The organism is Enterobacter sp. HK-058-C-ECC (assembly GCF_047531125.1).
GTDB lineage: Bacteria > Pseudomonadota > Gammaproteobacteria > Enterobacterales > Enterobacteriaceae > Enterobacter > Enterobacter quasiroggenkampii.
The window spans coordinates 206,725-226,071 of sequence record NZ_JBLKCH010000004.1 but is presented as its reverse complement, the minus strand read 5'-3'; the positions used below and the strand labels follow the sequence as shown (position 1 = coordinate 226,071).

Here is a 19,347-nt window from a genome sequence, read left to right as displayed (position 1 = left end):
CTTTTAGACCGGGCGGTATTCAACCACCACCAGGACATGTGTGCAACAACAGATAAAAAAGGGGAAAAAAAGCTGTTGCTACGGTAATATGTTGCCCTTTCATCAACAAACTGATTTTGATTTATGCCACAACATTCCCGCTACAGTGATGAACACGTTGAACAACTGCTCAGTGAGCTGGTCAACGTACTGGAAAAACATAAAACGCCGACCGATCTCTCCCTGATGGTTTTGGGAAATATGGTCACCAACCTGATTAACACCAGCGTTGCTCCGGCTCAGCGTCAGGCGATCGCAAAATCTTTCGCCCAGGCTTTACAGTCGTCCGTCAGCAACGACCCGGCCCATTAAGGGATACGAACAACAGTTTATGGTGACGAATCGTCAGCGCTACCGTGAAAAAGTCTCCCAGATGGTCAGCTGGGGGCACTGGTTTGCCCTGTTCAACATTCTGTTGGCGACGGTCATTGGCTGTCGTTATCTGTTTGTCGCAGACTGGCCAACAACGCTCACCGGGCGTATCTACTCCTGGATAAGCGTTGTCGGTCACTTTAGCTTTTTGGTTTTCGCCACCTATCTGCTGATCCTGTTCCCCTTGACGTTTATCGTCATGTCGCAGCGTCTGATGCGATTCTTGTCCGCCATCCTTGCGACGGTGGGGATGACGCTGCTGCTTATCGACAGTGAAGTGTTCACCCGCTTCCACCTGCATCTCAACCCCATCGTCTGGGAACTGGTGATTAACCCCGACCAGAACGAAACGGCCCGTGACTGGCAGCTGATGTTTATCAGCGTCCCGGTGATCCTGTTGATTGAGATGCTGTTTGCCACCTGGAGCTGGCAAAAACTGCGCAGCCTGACCCGCCGACGCCACTACGCGAAGCCCGTCGCCGCGCTCTTCTTCGTCTCCTTTATCAGTTCGCACATCATGTATATCTGGGCGGATGCGAACTTCTATCGCCCTATTACCATGCAGCGCGCGAACCTGCCGCTCTCGTACCCGATGACGGCACGTCGCTTCCTCGAAAAACATGGCCTGCTTGATGCACAGGAGTACCAGCGACGTCTTATCGAGCAGGGTAACCCGGAAGCCGTCAGCGTGCAGTATCCGCTGAGCGACCTGCGCTATCGCGATATGGGCCGCGGGCAAAACGTCCTGCTGATCACCGTCGATGGCCTGAACTATTCCCGTTACGAGAAGCAGATGCCTGCGCTGGCCAATTTCGCGAGTCAAAATGTCACGTTTACTCAGCATATGAGCTCCGGTAACACAACCGACGCGGGCATCTTTGGCCTCTTCTATGGCATTTCAGCCGGATACATGGACGGCGTACTCTCTACCCGCACACCTGCGGCGCTGATCACCGGGCTGAATCAGCAGGGCTATCAGTTAGGGTTGTTCTCATCCGATGGCTTTAACAGCCCGCTCTACCGCCAGGCGCTGCTGTCTGATTTCTCACTGCCAGCGGCACAAAATCAGTCCGATGCGCAGACCGCCAGCCAATGGATAAACTGGCTCCAGCGCTATGCCCAGGAAGATAACCGCTGGTTCTCATGGGTTTCCTTTAACGGCACTACGCTTGCTAACAGCAATAAGAGTGATTTCGCGCGCCGCTACGGCCGCGCGGCGGGTGATGTTGATGCGCAGATTGGCCGCGTGCTTGACGCGCTACGTGAGTCCGGCAAGCTGGATAACACCGTAGTGATCGTGACCGCAGGCCATGGCGTCCCGTTAGGTGACGAGACGAAGAGCATGAGCTGGTCACGCCCGAACCTGCAGGTTCCGCTGGTCATCCACTGGCCGGGTACCCCGGCGCAGCGCATCAATATGCTTACCGAGCATAAAGATGTGATGACCACCCTGATGCAACGCCTGCTACACGTCAGCACGCCAGCCAATGAGTATTCTCAGGGGCAGGATCTCTTCAGCGCCGCGCGCCGCCATAACTGGGTCACGGCTGCGGGGAATAATACGCTGGTGGTGACCACGCCGAAGCTGACGCTGGTGCTGAACAACAACGGGAATTATCAGACGTATAACCTGCAGGGTGAACGGCTTAAAGACCAGAAACCGCAGCTGAGCCTGCTGCTGCAGGTCCTGACGGATGAGAAGCGCTTCGTCGCTAACTGATTAATAATAAACCAGTTAGCGACGGATTCCCTTGCATTCGAAACGGAATCGAGTAGTATTCTTTCTATGCGTCGGCACGTAGCGCAGCCTGGTAGCGCACCGTCATGGGGTGTCGGGGGTCGGAGGTTCAAATCCTCTCGTGCCGACCAAAAACACATTGAAAACCAGCCTTTTATGGCTGGTTTTTTTATTTCGCCTCGTCCGGCGTTTTGCGCAGGTACACCAGCGTAACCAGGCAAATCACCGCTCCGGCATAGAACGTATATTCTGCGCCAAACGTTTCCCAGATGACCCCGGCGCCCAGGCTGGCGACTAACAATCCCACGCCGCTGACCAGACTAAAAATACCGTAGGCGGTACCGCGCAGATCCGCAGGCGCGGTTTTCGCAATCATTGCCGCCAGCAGCCCCTGCGTCATCCCCATATGCACTCCCCAAAGCGCAACGCCCAGAAGCATTCCAGCCCAGTGGGTGCTCAGCGCCAGCACAACATCTGCCCCAATCAGCATCACCAGCCCCCACTGCAGTAATCGGGTGTGGCTCATCCCGTCCGATAACTTGCCAAACGGATAGGCAGAGAGGAAATAGAGCAGATTCATGGCCACCATCACCAGCGGGATCAGCGCCAGCGGCACCCCCGACTGCTGTGCGCGCAGGACAAGAAAGGCTTCACTGAAACGTGCGAGCGTGAAGATGGCCCCCAGGCCAATGACCCACCAGCAGCCTTTCCCAAGACGCCTGAGGTTCTCTTTTTTGATGGGGTTCGTGCGTTTATGTTCGACGGGCGTTTTCGGCTCATGCAGGCCGAAGAAAAGCAGCGCCACGGCGAGCACGCCGGGGATCACCGCGATCCAGAAAATCGTGCGGAAATCATCGTTCCAAAGCAGCATTAATCCTACGGCCAGCAGCGGCCCGAGAAATGCGCCGACGGTGTCCATCGACTGACGCAGCCCAAAGGCCGCGCCGCGAAGTTCCGGCGGCGTAACATCAGCAACCAGCGCATCGCGCGGCGCTCCCCGTATCCCCTTCCCGACCCGGTCGATTAAGCGCGCCCCAAGGATCATGCCGGAAGAAGAGGCGATAGCGAACAACGGTTTACTCAATGCGCCAAGACCGTAGCCCAGAACCGCCAGTCCTTTACGCTTACCCAGATAGTCACTGATGGCGCCGGAAAACACCTTGATAAACAGCGCTGTGGCTTCGGCCAGACCTTCAATCAAACCAATGAAAATAACGCTGGCGCCCAGCGTCGTCACCATAAACAGCGGCAGCAGGCTGTGAATAATCTCCGAGGAGATATCCATTAACATACTGACGCCGCCCACCACCCAGACTCCTTTCGGGATCCGGCTGAGCGTTGCAAACCGGGATAACATTGCGCATCTCCTGCTTCATGTTGAACTGTCTTGTTCGAAACAGAATATCCTGGAAATGCGAATAAAAATTATTAGACATAAAAAAAGCCACCCCGCAGGATGGCTTCGATATCGCAAATCGGCGTCTAGTGTTTATCACGTCCGCCCAGGAAGAAAATGCCCAGCGGGATGGCCAGCAGAACGGTGAACACCAGGCTGTAGACAAAGATCATCGCCGATTGCAGGACATACATGCTGGTTGTCCAGGCTGAGAGTGGAATGTTGTACTGTTCGATGACGCCAACAATGGTGGCCCGCCCCACGCACGCGGCAGCAATCATAAACACAACCAGCAGCGCCAGGAGGAACTTGCGGCCTTCAGGCGTTTTCAGTTTTGCACGAACCATCTCTCTTCCCTTTTACAGATGAATAACATTATAGAGGGTCTAAAATAACACAAACGCCTGCCGGACTCCACGCCAGTACAAATCTCTACTTAAATGGTAAATATGTGGTTTATTACGCTATTCATATTGAAAATGTAAGTAAATAACACCAATCATTCATAGTTGATATGTTAACCTGTGCAGGATCGTTTTGACATAAAGGAATGACAATGAAAAACGCACCTAAATTTGCCATCGCACTCATCGCCGCCGCGTGTGTCAGCACCAGTGCTTTCGCCAGCGAAACCCCTAAAGAGCAGCCGCTGGAAAAAGTCGCCCCGTATCCAAAAGCGGATAAAGGGATGAAGCGTCAGGTGATCCAGCTGCCGGCACAGCAGGATGAAGCGAATTTCAAAGTAGAGCTGTTAATTGGCAAGACGCTGGAAGTGGATTGCAACCAGCATCGCCTGGGTGGTCAGCTGGAAAGCAAAACGCTGGAAGGCTGGGGTTACGACTACTACGTCTTTGATAAAGTGACCTCGCCGGTCTCCACCATGATGGCCTGCCCGGATGGCAAGAAAGAGAAGAAATTTGTGACAGCGTATCTGGGCGACAATAGCCTGCTGCGCTACAACAGCAAGTTGCCGATCGTGGTTTATACGCCTGAAAACGTGGAAGTGAAGTATCGCGTGTGGAAGGCTGAAGAGAAGATTGAGCAGGCTGTAATACGTTGAAATTAAGTCGGGTGGCGGCTTCGCCTTACCCGACCTACAAAACAACACCGAACATAGGCCGGGTAGGCGTCAGCGCCACCCGGCTTTTTTACCTTACAGCGCGATATCCGCAACCGGTTTGTTTTCCGGCTGAGGCTTCAGCTCCGCTTTTGGCGCAGCATCCGCAGCCTGCGGTTTGATGTACTGCAGCTGCAGTACGCGGCTGGTGTATTCCAGCTCCTGCTCCGTCGCGCTCACGTTACCGTTCAGCTTCGTGCCGTAGGATGGAATAATGGTCTTCAGCTTCGCCTGCCATTCCGGACTGGCGACTTTATCTTTAAACACTTTTTCCATCAGGTGCAGCATGATTGGCGCAGCGGTAGATGCACCCGGTGACGCACCCAGCAGCGCGGCGATGGTGCCGTCCTTATCGCTCACCACTTCGGTGCCCAGACGCAGCACACCGCCCTCTTTCGGATCGCGCTTGATGATCTGTACGCGCTGACCCGCCTGCCACAGGCGCCAGTCTTCTTTCTTCGCCTGCGGATAGTACTCTTTCAGCGCCTCGAAACGGTCGTCGTCAGAGAGCATCACCTGGCTAATCAGGTATTTCACCAGATCGAAGTTATCCAGCCCCACGTCCATCATCGGCTTGACGTTAGAGGTGGTGGTTGCGCTCAGCAGATCCCACAGGGAGCCGTTTTTCAGGAACTTCGTGGAGAAGGTCGCGAACGGTCCAAACAGCACCACGCGTTTGCCGTCAAGCATACGGGTGTCAATGTGCGGAACAGACATTGGCGGCGCGCCCACGGAAGCCTGACCGTACACTTTTGCCAGATGACGGTTCACCACTTCCGGGTTATCGGACACCAGGAACTGACCGCCGACCGGGAAGCCCGCGTAGTCGTCCGCTTCCGGAATGCCAGACTCCTGCAGCAGCTTCAGCGCCGCGCCGCCCGCACCGATAAAGACAAACTTCGCCTTGATAACGTGCTCGGCTTCATTGTTTTTCAGATCGGCAACGGTCACGCTCCAGCTGTTATCAGCGTTGCGCTTGAAACCGCGCACTTCGGTGCTGAGCTGCAGGTTGAAGTTCTCTTTTTTCTTCAGAGACGTCACCAGCTGACGGGTAATTTCACCGTAGTTGACGTCGGTACCAATTTCGGTACGGGTCGCCGCCACTTTCTGGTTCGGGTCACGACCTTCCATGACCAGCGGAGCCCACTCTTTAATCTGCGCGTGATCTTCAGAGTATTTCATCCCGCGGAACAGCGTGCTCTGCTGCAGTGCGGCGTAGCGCGCGCGCAGGAAGTTGACGTTCTGCTCGCCCCACACAAAGCTCATGTGCGGTACGGTATTGATAAAGGAGTGCGGGTCGTGCAGCACGCCGCTGTTGACCTGGTGAGACCAGAACTGACGAGAAACCTGGAACGCCTCGTTGATCTCTACCGCTTTCTCGATACTAATGGAACCGTCCTTTTTCTGCGGCGTATAGTTCAGTTCCATGAGTGCCGAATGGCCGGTACCGGCGTTGTTCCAGCCGTTCGAACTCTCCTGCGCCACGCCATCAAGGCGCTCGACCATGGTCATTGACCAGTCCGGCTGCAGTTCTTGCAGATAGGTTCCCAGCGTGGCGCTCATGATACCGCCACCGATTAAAAGGACGTCCGTTTCCTGCTCTTTTGGTGCGTCAGCTTTCGCCGCCATGGAGACGGTGTTAAGCCCCACGGCCAGAGAAAAGAGCATGGCAGTCATTTTTTTCATAATTTATGCCTTAGTGTAAAAGTGCTTGATGCGTGGAAATTGCAGGTGAAAAAAGCTGCGGGGGCACGGTAACAACTTTTAAATATTGTTTAAAGGTTACGAAATTATTGTAATTGTGAAATTTAATGATGGATTGTTTGTGAGGAATTCTCGAAGCGTCTGGTAAAGGGCGGTTTAACGGGCTAGTATGTTGCGTTTTGTGATCGCGCGCACGGAAGCCTGCCCTAACCAGCGAAACGTTATGTCCCTACCCCATTCTCCTTTATCTCCCGAAAACCGTGTCGCCAGCGTGCTGCGTTCCCCTAAGCAGCTGACGCGTGAAACGCTGGCGGGCGTGATTACCGCCCTGGCGCTGATCCCCGAGGTCATCTCATTTTCCGTGGTGGCGGGCGTTGACCCGAAGGTCAGCCTGATCGCTTCCGTGGTGCTCTGTCTTGCCCTGTCCGTACTGGGCGGTCGCCCGGCGATGGTCACGGCCGCGGCCGGTTCCGTGGCGCTGGTTATTGGGCCCAGGGTGCATCAGCACGGCGTACAGTACATTCTTCCCGCCGTGCTCATGGCTGGCGTGATTCAGATTCTGTTTGGCGTGCTGGGCATGGCAAGGCTGATGCGCTTTATTCCCCAGTCGGTCATGACCGGGTTTGTTAACGCCCTCGGGATATTGATTTTCTTTGCGCAGGTTCCCCATTTCTGGAGCCGAAGCCCGCTGATTGTGGGCCTGTTCGTGCTGACGGTACTGATCGTGCTGTGGGTGCCGCGCTATTTCAAAAGCATCCCTTCCCCACTGATTGCGATTGTGCTGTTAACCTTGTTTACCGTTTCAACCGGGCAAAGCCTGCCGACCGTGGGCGATGAAGGCGCCATGAGCGGCGGCTTGCCGGGTCTTAGCGAACTTCTGGTCCCTCTCAATCTCCAGACGCTGAGCATAATCTGGCCGTGCGCGTTGAGCATCGCGTTTGTCGGCCTGCTGGAATCCCTGCTGACCGCAAAGCTGGTGGATGAGCTGACCGCGACACCGTCAAGTAAACGCCGCGAAAGCATTGGATTAGGCGTCGGCAATATCCTGGCCGGATTTTACGGTGGTATTGCGGGCTGCGCGATGATCGGACAAACCATTGTTAACGTGGAGATGGGGAAAGGCCGAAGCCGCATTTCAACCTTCGCTGCGGGCATCGTGCTGCTGATCCTGGTGACGGCGCTCAGCGACGTGATGGCCAACATCCCGATGGCGGTGCTGGCGGGTATTATGGCGATTGTCGCCGTCAAAACCTTCAGCTGGCACAGCCTTCAGCCCGCCACGCTGAAAACGGCTCCGATTGCAGAAACGGTCGTCATGCTGGTGACCGTTGCCGCCACGGTATCAACCGGCAATCTGGCGATTGGCGTGCTGGGCGGGATTATCATCATGGTGCTGCTTCCCGCCCGCATTAAGCGTCGGCTTAAAGCAGAAAAATCGTCGCCAGCCCAAGAAAAATAAAGAAACCGCCGGTATCGGTGATGGCGGTGATCATCACGCTCGACCCCACCGCGGGGTCGCGACCCAGTTTGGTCATGGTCAACGGGATAATAACGCCCATCATCGATGCCACCAGCAGATTCAGCACCATCGCCAGCATCATCACTCCACCCAGCGCCATATCGTCATACAACCACCAGGTGATGCCCCCCATAATCCCGCCCCAGACCAGGCCGTTGATCAACGCCACACCCATCTCTCTGAAGATCAGAAAGGCGAAGTTACCGGGCTGAATATTCTCCAGCGCCAGCGCGCGAACGATCATCGTGATAGTCTGATTGCCAGTATTCCCGCCTATTCCGGCCACAATCGGCATCAGCGAGGCCAGCGCCACCAGCTGCGAAATGGTGTGTTCAAAACCGTCAATCACGCGGGAGGCGATAAACGCGGTACACAGGTTAATGGCCAGCCACGCCCAGCGCGTTTTCACCGCCTTGCCGACGGAGGCATGGACGTCATCTCCCGCACTGATCCCCCCCAGCGCACGCAGGTCGTTGTCGGTTTCTTCATAAACGACGTCAACGATCTCGTCGATGGTCAGACGCCCCATCAGTTTGCCAACGGAGTCCACGACGGCGGCACTGACGAGGTCGTCACGTTCGAAGGTACGCGCCGCTTTCTCGGCATCGTCCTCCGGGGAGAAGACCATCGGCTCGTTTTCCATCACCTCGCTCACCTTCCGCTGGGTGCTGTTGAGCAGGATGGTTTTCAGCTCCAGCTCGCCGAGCAGGGTTTTATCCCGGGAGGTAACAAACAGCTTATCGGTGTTATCCGGCATTTTGCCCAGGCGACGCAGATAGCGCTGCACGGTGCCGAGCGTCACGTCCGGACGCACCGTGATAACGCCGAACTCCATGATCGCGCCGACGCTGTTTTTCTCGTAGTGCATCACCTGGCGCACGCGCGCGCGTTCATCGGCAGGCAGTGACGCCAGCAGGCGACCGGTCAGGTTTCGCGGCAGGTGCTGAACCAGGTAAATCTGTTCGTCGATATCCAGGGTTTGCAGAGCGTCAAGTATATCCCTGTCGCTCATCTCGTCGATCAGGTCGTCCCAGACGTTTTCGGAGGCCTCGAGCAGCACCTGTCCGCGCTCGTGATCCTGCACCAGCCGCCACAGGGCGTGACGTTCTTCCGAGGGAAGCGCTTCCAGGGTATCCGCCAGATCCGGCGGGGGTAAGTGAGCAACCAGCGCACCTACCTCAGCAATATCGTCGGCTAAAGTGCCGACATCATATTGCTCAGCCAGGGTCAGTTTGCCTAATAGCGTAGAGGTGACCGCTTTATCGGTCGTGAGAAGCCAGATCAGTCGCGCACGTTCCTGGTCACGCTGTCTGGCGCTGTTTTTCTTTAATACCGACATCAATCATAAATCCATGAAATAAGTTGGTATTAAGCATAGCGCGAGGATATGTAAATAAGAATAAACAACGGGGCGGGATGGAGAAAAAAGCAGCATTACGGCCACGATTATCCCCTCTCCCTGTGGGAGAGGGTTAGGGTGAGGGCATCAGGCCGTACGCGCCACCGCGTCACGCGAGGCTGCATCGCGCTCTTCACCGGTCAGCTCGCTCAGCCTGCCGTCGCGCATCTCCAGCAGACGGTCGGCATGAATAAAGTAATGATCGTCGTGGCTGATGGCGAAAATGGTTTTACCCATCTGCTGCATCAGCGGCAGCAGCACCTGATAAAACTCGCGGCGGAAGTGCGGGTCCTGATCCGCCGCCCACTCATCCAGCAGAATGATGTCACGCTCTTCCGCCAGCGCCAGCAGCAGCGCCACGCGCTTTTTCTGCCCTTTGGAAAGCTTCAGATTGAGAATTTTACCGTCCTGAAGTTCCAGCTTGTGGGACATCTGCAGCTGCGCCAGCCATTTTTCCACCAGCGCAGGATTGGCCTGCTGCCCTTCCGGGCCCAGCAGTTGCTCAAACAGCCAGACGTCGGTGAACACCGCCGAGAAAAGCTTGCGGTAATCCTCGGGCTTCTCCGCGCTCAGCGCTCTGCCATCCAGTAAAATCTCGCCCGACTGCGGCTGATAAAGCCCGGTGAGCAGCATCGCCAGCGTCGATTTACCGCTGCCGTTGCCGCCAATCAGGAACAGCAGCTCGCCGCGGCGGATCGTCAGGTTGACCGGCCCCACGGAGAAGGCGCTGTCCTGATAGCGGAACGTGACGTTACGCAGCTCCAGCGTCTGCCAGTCAGGGAAGGCCTGCGGGCGCGGGAATTCGGCTTTAAACGGCGCGAGATCGAATTTGTTGAGCTTATTAAAGGCCACCTGCGCACTCAGTAAGGTGGGCAACGCGCCAACCGCCGAGAGCAGCGGCGTGCGCAAAAACAGCAGCGTCAGCGAGTAGGTTGCCGCGACGTTGGTGTCCGCCCAGCCCAGACTGTTCGCCATCCAGAATACCAGGCCAATGGCGCCCAGCATCATAATGTTTGACCAGTTCACCGCGCTCAGGTGGAAGGTATCGGCGCGAATGATGTGATGCCGGTATTCGCGCGCGTCCGGAATATAGAGATGGTTAAAGATATACTCGGCGCGCTCGCGGTTCAGGGTGAGTTCTTTGCGCCCTTCCAGTACCGTCTGGTAGTCGTTATAGAGCTTATCTTCGGTTTCGCGCAGCACCGCCATGTGTTTATAGACGCGTGACACCAGGACAAAACCGCCCCAGATGGTAATGGCGATCCACAGCGCAGTCACCGCCAGCATTTTGCTGGAGAGCCAGGCGAGATAGGCCGCCGAGCCAAAGGTCAGAATGATCCCCTGCACCAGCTCGGGCAGACGAACGAACGCGATGGTAATGGCGCGTACATCGCTGGTCAGCCCCGCCAGCAGGGAGGCGCTGCCGAGCTGCTCAACGCGCTCGACCTGGGTGTCCAGGATCCGCTTGATAAACTCACTGCGCAAGCGAAAAACGAAATGGTGGCCGAGCGCGGTCAGCGCCAACTGGGAGCCGAGCGTAACCGCCATCAGCAGCAGCAGCAGGCCAAGAAACTCCGGCAATACGGAGAGCGAGGTGTCGACCATTTCAATCAACCGCACGTTAATAAACGCGATCAGGCCAATACCCAGTGCGGCGCTGGCCAGGCTTAACGCCATAACGGCGATGAAGGGCCAGCGGTACTGACGCCAGACGAGGAGAAGTAGTTGCATGCAGGCAATCCGGACAATAAAAATCAGCGAGCAGTGTAAACTGCCCTGCGCGGACATCAAGAATAATTCTTATTTTAGTTTACGCATCCCCGCCTGACGGAAGGTCAGATTAAAGCGGTACTCGCCCGTGAGGGGGTGAACGCCGGGTTTCAGCGGCTGAATGCCGTGATAATAAAGCCGCGATTCCCTGCCCCACACCACCACATCGCCATGTTCCAGCATGATGCGTTTGAGCGGATCGTTGCGGCGTAATCCCCCAAACTGAAAGACGGTGGGCAGGCCTAACGATACCGAAACGATAGGCGCGCGCAGATCGGGCTCATCCTTGTCCTGATGCAGCGAGAGCTTCGCACCGACGGCGTAGCGGTTAATCAGACAGGCATCAGGACGAAAATTAGGATAATCCGCCGCCACGGCAGCCTCGTGACAAAGTGCCTGAAAAACCGCAGGCATGGGAGGCCACGGCCGGTCGGTCGTGGGATCGTTTGGAGCATACACATACCCACGTTCGTTTGTCGCCCAGCCCAGTTCGCCGCAGTTGGCCATGGCCACCGACATGGTGTAGCCGCCCGGCGTCACCATATGGCGAAACGGTGAAACCGCCGTCACCTCTTCAATACCGGCAAGCAATGCCTCCGCACGGGAGAGAGCAAAGCGGCGCAGGATCACCGCCCCTGGCGCAAGCGGTTCCTGCCAGGGTTCAGCATCCGCAAAAAGATCGAGCATTATTCCTCCCGGCGTTTCGCCTCACGTTTCAGTAATAGCGCTTTTCGCGCCGTCCCCCAGCGATAGCCCGACAGCGCACCGTCGTTGCGAACCACCCGATGACAGGGGATCACAATTGCCAGCGTGTTTGCCGCACAGGCGCCTGCTACGGCGCGTACCGCACCGGGTTGACCAATCGCCTGCGCCACCTGCTGGTAGCTTGCCGTTTCGCCGCAGGGAATAGTGCGAAGGGCCTGCCAGACGCGCTGCTGGAACGCGGTACCGCGAATATCCAGCGGCAGCGCAAGCGGTACGTCGCGGTTATCAATACTGGCAATGACCTGATGGATCCGCTGCACAAAGGCGTCGTCCAGCGGCGCGTGCGTAGCTTTTGGAAACTGCGTGGCAAGCTCTGCGGTGACTTCCGCATCGGTGTCACCCAGCAGAATCGCGCAGATCCCCCGCTCGCTTTCGGCAACCAGACAGCGTCCTAACGAACAGTCATGGATGGCATACCGCACGGCCACCTCTCCTTTACGGTACTGCTTCGCCGTCATGCCCAACGCATCGTTGGCTTTACGATAATAGCTGCTGCTGTCGGGAAACCCCGCCGCCAGCACGGCATCGGTAATTTTGTCTCCCTGCGTAAGCGCGGTGCGCAGACGCTGACCCCGCGCCGCCTGCTGCCAGGCTTTGGGCGTCATGCCGGTTACCGACTTAAACAGGCGGTGGAAATGGAAAGGACTCATGGCAACCTGCTCCGCCAGTCTCTCCAGGGTTAACGCGGGATCCTGCTCCAGAAGCCGGCAGGCATGTTCCACTTTTGCCAGCTTCTGCGCCTGCGGATCGCGTTTGTCCGGCATGCAGCGCTTGCACGGACGAAAGCCCGCCTGAGCGGCATGCCGGGCATCAGGATAAAAACGGACATTTTTACGCAGCGCGTGGCGGGCACGGCACGACGGGCGGCAGAAAATACCCGTCGTCTGTACGGCGAAGACAAACTGATCGTCAGCGAGCGGATCGCGGGCCAGCACGGCCTGCCAGCGATCCTCATCGGTCATTAAGGTTGGGTTTTTCATGATCGGCTCCTCGTATAAGCATACATAGAGCGTGCCTGAGCGCCACCGATAAAAAACCCGCAACCTTGCTTTTTAATTTTTGTCGCTGACCAGGAAACTGTTGAACTGCGGCGAGCTCCAGGTTTTGAACCCGTCGCCCTCTTTGGTGATCATATAAACCGCCAGCCCCTCCTGACGGACCACCTCTTTGGCTTTTTCCGGGCCGAGAACCATTAATCCGGTATCCCAGGCATCCGCTTCCAGCGCAGTGGGGGCAATGACCGTTACCGAGACCAGGTTATGCGTGATGGGGCGTCCGGTCTGCGGATCAATCACGTGCGAAATACGCTTCCCGTCAAGCTCGTAATAGTTGCGATAGCTTCCGGAGGTGCTGATGCCATGTCCGTTGATATCCACTATCGCCTGCACGGCATTTTGCCGATCGGTCGGTTTTTGAATCGCTACGCGCCACGGTTTATCGCTGGCGTTCATGCCCCGACTGACCAACGCGCCGCCCACCGAGACCAGATAACGGGAAATCCCTTCCTGCGCCATCAGTGCAGCAAGATGATCCGCCGCATAGCCTTCCCCGACCGTCGACAGATCGACAAACAGATCGGGAATATCTTTTTGCAGGTACTGCTGCCCGTACTGGTTGATCACGGTCAGATGCTGTAGCCCTGTCCGGGCGCGGGCGTCATCAATGGCCGCCTGTTCGGGCGTCTTCACCGGCTGTTTATTGGGGCCAAATCCCCAGAGGTTCACCAGAGGACCGACGGTCACATCCATCGCCCCGTTGGTTTTATAACCCACGCGCATTGCCTCGGTCACGATATCGGCCATCGCCTCGCTCACCGGCCACAGAGAGGTGCTGGTCGAAAGGTTAAAGCGCATCAGCGCCGAGTCATTTTTATAGGTCGACAGCAGCTGATCGTCGGCGTCCAGCTGCGACTGGATTTTGCCGCGAAGTTCATCCGTGCGTGTTTTATCGAGGTTCATCACGCTGACGCGCCAGAAGGTGCCCATCGTTTTACCTTCGAGCACCGTCGCGGCAGGTGCATCGGTTTTCGCCACGGTCGCGGGATCGTTACACGCGGTCAGGAAAAAAAGCATAGCCAGAAAGCTGGCGCGTAAAAAAGTCATGTCCATTCATTATTATCCTCATGCCAGGGCGGCAAGAGTACACCAAAACAGGGGCGTTGTGAGAATCTGAGAAGCACAAAAAAGGGGGCCATCAGGCCCCCTTACGTCACACGTTAACGCGATTAGAACTGGTAAACCAGGCCCAGCGCGACGATATCGTCAGTACCGATACCCGCCTGACGGGTGAAGTCATTTTCATCAACCAGGTTGATTTTGTAATCCACGTAGGTGGACATGTTTTTGTTGAAGTAGTAAGTCGCACCCACATCAACATATTTCAGCAGATCCTGATCGCCGTAACCTTCGATGTCTTTGCCTTTAGACTGCAGGTAAGCCACGGATGGACGCAGGCCGAAGTCGAACTGGTACTGAGCAACCACTTCGAAGTTCTGCGCTTTGTTGGCAAAGCCGTAAGCGGTAGTTGGGTTGCTGCCGTTAGAGGTACCGAAACGGGTTGCGTTGTAGGTCTGAGAGTACTGCGCTGCCAGATAGATGTTGTTGGCATCGTATTTCAGGCCACCAGAATAGACTTCTGCGTGATCGCCCTTACCGTATACGCCAGCTGCATTCTGGTCGGCGGTACGTTTGGAGGAGGACATCGCACCACCCACGCTGAAGCCTTCGCCCAGGTTATAGGTCACGGATGCACCGTAGCCGTCGCCGTTCTGGTTCAGCAGGCTGCGACCGTTAGTGTTTTCACCGCTTACGCTGCCGTTTTTACCCTGATACTGCAGAGCAAAGTTCAGGCCATCAACCAGACCGAAGAAGTCCTGGTTACGGTAGGTTGCCACGCCGTTAGCACGAGACTGCAGGAAGTTGTCGGCACCATAAGTGTCACCGCCGAATTCTGGCAGCACGTCGGTCCAGGAGGTCACGTCGTAAATCACGCCGTAGTTACGACCATAATCAAAGGAGCCAGCTTCAGCAAACTTCAGACCTGCGAACGCCACACGCGTCCAGGACTGGTTGTCACCTTCATTGGTGTTGCCCTGGATCTGATATTCCCACTGGCCGTAACCGGTCAGCTGATCGTTAACCTGAGTTTCGCCTTTGAAGCCAAGACGCATGTAGGTCTTGTCGCCATCGTTACCCTTGTCGTCAGAGAAATAGTGCAGACCATCAACTTTACCGTACAGATCTAATTTGTTGCCATCTTTGTTATAAATTTCGGCCGCATTTGCTGCGCCTGCCACCAGGAGTGCTGGTACCAGGAGGGACAGTACTTTAACTTTCATTTTATTAACCCTCTGTTATATGCCTTATAATTGCCACTGCTTACTGGTTAACCCTCATTAACCAGTCGGCAATTTCATTCTCCGCAAAATTACAGAATAATCCAACGCGAATATGATACGAAAACTTTGAAGATGTTTCATTTATCAGTCAACATGTTTCAAAATGTAAAAATCAAGGAACTTTTACAAAGCACAAATAGCTTAGAAATTTAGCACTTATAATCAAAAGAAAAAACAGAACCATAATAATCAATAGGTTATAATAAAAATCGTTACAGCACTGAATGACAAAACAAGATCGCACCTAATCTCTAAAATATCTCTCGCTATCATCATTAACTTTATTTATTACCGTCATTCAGTTTTGAATGTCTGTTTATCCCTAATTGAGCCGGATGCTTCGCATTCGGTTTTTTTTTACCTTTCTTTACGTAACTTCTCATTTTTTGTGCTACCGCGCCGAAATTGTAACGACTATTAACTAAATTCTCATCGGCCGTCCTTCGCGAACGCACAATTGATGTAAAACTTAATTTCTTGTTAATTCGTGCTATTTGCTGGCTGAGCGCACTTATTATTTGTACGCGCACGGCGTGTTTGTACATGTTTACTGCGCCACACGCTGCCGATATTGTCCGTTGAAAAAGTCGCCTTTTCCCGGACAGTGGCGCTGGAAATTCAGTTATTACCCTTTATACTGCCCTATCGCCACAGAGCATGACCATGACGGGTTAAAGATATCAATGAGTCAGACTGAAACCACCGCCCCGAGCAAATTCTCCCTCCTCCCCGGGAGCATCACCCGTTTCTTTCTTCTTTTGATCGTTGTGCTGTTAGTGACCATGGGGGTGATGGTACAAAGCGCGGTTAATGCCTGGCTGAAGGACAAAAGCTATCAGGTCGTCGATATCACCCACGCCGTGCATAAGCGCATCGATACCTGGCGCTACGCCACCTGGCAGATTTACGACAATATTGCAGCTGCACCGGCCTCCTCATCCGGAGATGGACTTCAGGAGACACGGCTTAAGCAGGATGTCTATTACCTCGAAAAACCGCAGCGTAAGACTGAGGCGCTTATTTTTGGCTCTCACGACAGCGCGACGCTTGAGATGACGCAGCGTATTTCGACCTATCTGGATACCCTCTGGGGTGCCGAAACGGTGCCATGGTCGATGTACTATCTGAACGGTCAGGACAACAGCATGATCCTGATCTCAACGCTGCCGTTAAAAGATCTCTCTTCCGGGTTTAAAGAGACCACCGTGGGCAGCATCGTCGATTCCCGCCGGGCAGAGATGCTGCAGCAGGCGAACGCCCTTGATGAACGTGAGAGCTTCTCTTCTCTGCGCCGCCTGGCCTGGCAAAACGGTCATTATTTTACTCTGCGCACCACCTTCAACCAGCCAGGACATCTGGCGACGGTGGTCGCCTTCGATTTACCCATTAATGATTTAATCCCGCCGGATATGCCGCTCGATAGCTTCCGTCTGGAGCCCGACAGCAGCACCCAGAACATGCGTGCGGCGTCTGACAAAGAGGCCGCAGAGAGCGTATCGATCTCCTTTAACGGTTCAAAAATCGAAATTGCCTCATCCCTGAACTCGACTGGTATGCGTCTGGTGTGGCAGGTGCCGTTTGGTACGCTGTTGCTCGACACGCTGCAAAATATCCTGTTGCCTCTGCTGCTGAATATCGGTCTGCTGGCGCTGGCGCTATTTGGCTACAGCACCTTCCGCTTCCAGTCGGGACGTCAGAGCGACGCCGCGGCGGTCCCGGCCGGAACCAGCAATGAGCTGCGCGTATTACGCGCGCTGAATGAAGAGATTGTTTCCGTGCTGCCGCTTGGGGTCTTAGTTCACGATCAGGAAGCAAATCGTACGGTAATGAGCAATAAAATTGCCGACCATCTGCTGCCGCATCTTAACCTGCAGAACATCACCACCATGGCGGATCAGCACCAGGGGGTGATTCAGGCCACCATCAACAATGAACTGTACGAGATCCGCCAGTTCCGCAGCCAGGTGGCTCCCCGCACACAAATCTTCATCATCCGCGATCAGGATCGCGAAGTGCTGGTGAATAAAAAGCTCAAGCAGGCGCAAAGACTGTATGAGAAAAACCAGCAGGGGCGCGCCGCATTTATGCAGAACATTGGCGATGCCTTCAAGCAGCCGTTAAAAACGCTGGCGACCCAGGCGGCGGCGTTAAATACGTCAGAAAGCCACCAGCTTGCCTGTCAGGCCGACTCGCTGGTCAGAATGGTTGATGAGATCCAGCTGGCGAACATGCTGGAGAATGATTTCTGGAAGGGAACCCCCACCCTCTTCTCCATTCAGGATCTGATCGATGAAGTGGTTCCGGAAGTCCTGCCCGTGATTAAGCGCAAAGGGCTGCAGCTGCTGATCAATAACAATCTCCCGGCAAATGATGAACGCCACGGCGATCGTGAAGCACTGCGCCGCATACTGTTGATGATTATTCAGTACGCAGTGACCACCACGCAGATCGGCAAGATCACCCTCGAAGTCAGTACGGAGGAGTCGGCAGAAGACCGCCTGACGTTCCGCATTCTGGACACCGGGGAAGGCGTCACCACGAGTGAAATTGATAATCTGCACTTCCCGTTCCTGAATGACACGCAAAGCGATCGCTACGGCAAGGCCAATGCCCTAACCTTCTGGCTGTGCGATCAGCTGGCGCGTAAGCTCGGGGGCCATCTCAATATCAAGGCCCGTGAATCTCTCGGCACCCGCTATTCTCTGCACGTGAAAATGGCGGCCAATCCGCAGGAAGAAGATGAAGAGCGTCTGCTGGATGATGTCGTGGTGATGGTCGATGTTACGTCGAACGAGATCCGCAATATTGTCGTTCGTCAGTTAGAAAACTGGGGTGCGGCCTGCATCACGCCGGATGAAAGACTTGCAAGTCAAGAATTTGATCTGTTTTTAACTGATAATCCGTCTAATCTTACTGCCTCCGGCTTGCTTTTAAGCGATGATGAGTCAGGCGTGCGGAAAATCGGCCCTGGCCAGCTGCGCGTCAACTTTAATATAAGCAATGCGATGCAGGAAGCTGTACTACAACTAATAGAAGAGCAGCTGGCGCAGGAAGAGATAGCGGAATCACCGTTAGGCGGTAATGAAAATGCCGAGCTTCACGCCAGCGGATACTATTCACTCTTTGTTGATACAGTACCAGATGATGTTAAGCGGTTGTATACTGAGTCCGCTGCGAATGATTTTGCAGCGCTGGCACAGACAGCACACCGGCTTAAAGGGGTGTTTGCCATGCTTAATCTGGTTCCCGGCAAGCAGTTATGTGAAACGCTGGAACATCTAATTCGTGAGAAAGATGCCTCTGGCATTGAAAAATACATCAGCGACATTGACGCCTACGTCAAAAGCTTGCTGTAGCAAGGTAGCCTTATACATGAACAATATGAACGTAATTATTGCCGATGACCATCCGATTGTACTGTTCGGTATTCGCAAATCACTTGAACAGATCGAGTGGGTGAATGTAGTCGGTGAATTTGAAGACTCTACAGCACTGATCAATAACCTCCCAAAGCTTGATGCACACGTGCTCATTACCGATCTCTCCATGCCTGGAGACAAATACGGTGATGGGATCACGCTCATCAAATATATTAAACGTCACTTCCCGGATATCTCGATCATTGTTCTGACCATGAACAACAACCCGGCGATCCTGAGCGCGGTACTGGATCTGGACATCGAAGGGATTGTGCTGAAACAAGGCGCACCGACCGATCTGCCTAAAGCGCTTGCGGCGCTGCAGAAAGGCAAGAAGTTCACGCCTGAAAGCGTTTCTCGTCTGCTGGAAAAAATCAGCGCGGGTGGCTACGGTGACAAACGCCTGTCGCCGAAAGAGAGTGAAGTTCTGCGCCTGTTCGCAGAAGGTTTCCTGGTGACCGAGATTGCCAAGAAGCTGAACCGCAGTATTAAAACCATCAGCAGCCAGAAGAAATCAGCGATGATGAAGCTGGGCGTGGATAACGATATTGCTCTGCTGAACTATCTCTCCTCCGTCACGCTGAGCGCAACCGACAAGGATTGATCTCCGCTGTTTATGCCGGGTGGCGCTCGCGCTTACCCGGCCTACAAAACCCGCAGGCCCGCGCAAGCGCAGTGCCGCCGGGCAATTAAAAAAGGCCCTTCCGGGCCT

At 55.0% G+C, this 19,347-nt stretch carries 15 protein-coding genes and 1 tRNA gene; 7 read left to right on the top strand and 9 right to left on the bottom strand.

The genetic code is table 11. The annotated features are described in order from the left end of the window. Positions 1-123: 123 nt before the first annotated feature. The 3 genes from ACMWJS_RS10965 to ACMWJS_RS10955 all read left to right on the top strand — a co-directional run bounded on the left by ACMWJS_RS10965 (position 124) and on the right by ACMWJS_RS10955 (position 2,280). Positions 124-351, top strand: coding sequence for a YejL family protein (locus tag ACMWJS_RS10965; RefSeq protein ID WP_008500958.1), 228 nt, complete (start codon positions 124-126; stop codon positions 349-351). Positions 352-370: 19 nt separating this feature from the next. Beyond that, positions 371-2,131, top strand: coding sequence for an LPS biosynthesis-modulating metalloenzyme YejM (gene yejM / locus ACMWJS_RS10960; protein ID WP_229226157.1), 1,761 nt, complete (start codon positions 371-373; stop codon positions 2,129-2,131). A 72-nt stretch (positions 2,132-2,203) separates the two neighbouring features. Next, positions 2,204-2,280, top strand: a tRNA-Pro gene (locus ACMWJS_RS10955). Positions 2,281-2,318: 38 nt separating this feature from the next. Here ACMWJS_RS10955 and ACMWJS_RS10950 read toward each other — a convergent pair. Together ACMWJS_RS10950 and ACMWJS_RS10945 are read right to left on the bottom strand one after the other, a co-directional pair. Continuing rightward, positions 2,319-3,506, bottom strand: coding sequence for an MFS transporter (locus ACMWJS_RS10950; RefSeq protein ID WP_045908701.1), 1,188 nt, complete (start codon positions 3,504-3,506; stop codon positions 2,319-2,321). Positions 3,507-3,631: 125 nt separating this feature from the next. Beyond that, a complete protein-coding gene (locus ACMWJS_RS10945) occupies positions 3,632-3,892 on the bottom strand; it encodes a DUF2534 family protein (RefSeq protein WP_010433451.1) in 261 nt (86 codons plus the stop codon). Between the two features lie 209 nt (positions 3,893-4,101). On the opposite strand from ACMWJS_RS10945, the gene eco reads away from it, so the two are divergent. After that, the gene (eco, locus tag ACMWJS_RS10940; protein ID WP_023616341.1) at positions 4,102-4,605 is read left to right on the top strand and encodes a serine protease inhibitor ecotin; all 504 of its coding nucleotides are present in this window, start codon (positions 4,102-4,104) and stop codon (positions 4,603-4,605) included. Positions 4,606-4,698: 93 nt separating this feature from the next. On the opposite strand, the gene mqo is transcribed toward eco, so the two are convergent. Continuing rightward, entirely contained in the window at positions 4,699-6,348 is a 1,650-nt protein-coding gene (gene mqo / locus ACMWJS_RS10935) for a malate dehydrogenase (quinone) (protein ID WP_023344564.1), read from the bottom strand. A gap of 187 nt (positions 6,349-6,535) precedes the next feature. Here mqo and ACMWJS_RS10930 point away from each other — a divergent pair, with 187 nt between their 5' ends. Further along, the gene (locus ACMWJS_RS10930; protein ID WP_414747055.1) at positions 6,536-7,825 is read left to right on the top strand and encodes a SulP family inorganic anion transporter; all 1,290 of its coding nucleotides are present in this window, start codon (positions 6,536-6,538) and stop codon (positions 7,823-7,825) included. Here the strand turns inward: ACMWJS_RS10930 and mgtE are convergent. The 6 genes from mgtE to ACMWJS_RS10900 all read right to left on the bottom strand — a co-directional run bounded on the left by mgtE (position 7,788) and on the right by ACMWJS_RS10900 (position 15,156). Beyond that, a complete protein-coding gene (mgtE, locus tag ACMWJS_RS10925) occupies positions 7,788-9,224 on the bottom strand; it encodes a magnesium transporter (protein WP_045414667.1) in 1,437 nt (478 codons plus the stop codon). The two genes, ACMWJS_RS10930 and mgtE, sit on opposite strands and share 38 nt — an antisense overlap. 147 nt (positions 9,225-9,371) lie before the next feature. After that, complete coding sequence (locus tag ACMWJS_RS10920; RefSeq protein WP_045908765.1) at positions 9,372-11,015, bottom strand: multidrug ABC transporter permease/ATP-binding protein; 1,644 nt, start codon at positions 11,013-11,015, stop codon at positions 9,372-9,374. Positions 11,016-11,084: 69 nt separating this feature from the next. Continuing rightward, the gene (gene alkB, locus ACMWJS_RS10915) at positions 11,085-11,741 is read right to left on the bottom strand and encodes a DNA oxidative demethylase AlkB (protein ID WP_414747054.1); all 657 of its coding nucleotides are present in this window, start codon (positions 11,739-11,741) and stop codon (positions 11,085-11,087) included. After that, on the bottom strand, positions 11,741-12,799 hold the full coding sequence (ada, locus tag ACMWJS_RS10910) for a bifunctional DNA-binding transcriptional regulator/O6-methylguanine-DNA methyltransferase Ada (RefSeq protein ID WP_414747053.1): 1,059 nt from the start codon (positions 12,797-12,799) through the stop codon (positions 11,741-11,743). The genes alkB and ada overlap by 1 nt, the downstream gene beginning before the upstream one ends. Before the next feature lie 72 nt (positions 12,800-12,871). After that, positions 12,872-13,927 (bottom strand): FAD:protein FMN transferase ApbE, encoded by a 1,056-nt coding sequence (gene apbE, locus ACMWJS_RS10905; RefSeq protein ID WP_045908705.1) that lies wholly within the window; start codon positions 13,925-13,927, stop codon positions 12,872-12,874. Positions 13,928-14,043: 116 nt separating this feature from the next. Next, positions 14,044-15,156 (bottom strand): porin OmpC, encoded by a 1,113-nt coding sequence (locus ACMWJS_RS10900; protein ID WP_048224198.1) that lies wholly within the window; start codon positions 15,154-15,156, stop codon positions 14,044-14,046. Between the two features lie 743 nt (positions 15,157-15,899). On the opposite strand from ACMWJS_RS10900, the gene rcsD reads away from it, so the two are divergent. Together rcsD and rcsB are read left to right on the top strand one after the other, a co-directional pair. Continuing rightward, the gene (gene rcsD / locus ACMWJS_RS10895; protein WP_063622157.1) at positions 15,900-18,572 is read left to right on the top strand and encodes a phosphotransferase RcsD; all 2,673 of its coding nucleotides are present in this window, start codon (positions 15,900-15,902) and stop codon (positions 18,570-18,572) included. 16 nt (positions 18,573-18,588) lie between these two features. Beyond that, on the top strand, positions 18,589-19,239 hold the full coding sequence (rcsB, locus tag ACMWJS_RS10890) for a response regulator transcription factor RcsB (RefSeq protein ID WP_003859405.1): 651 nt from the start codon (positions 18,589-18,591) through the stop codon (positions 19,237-19,239). The last annotated feature ends 108 nt before the right edge of the window (positions 19,240-19,347 follow it).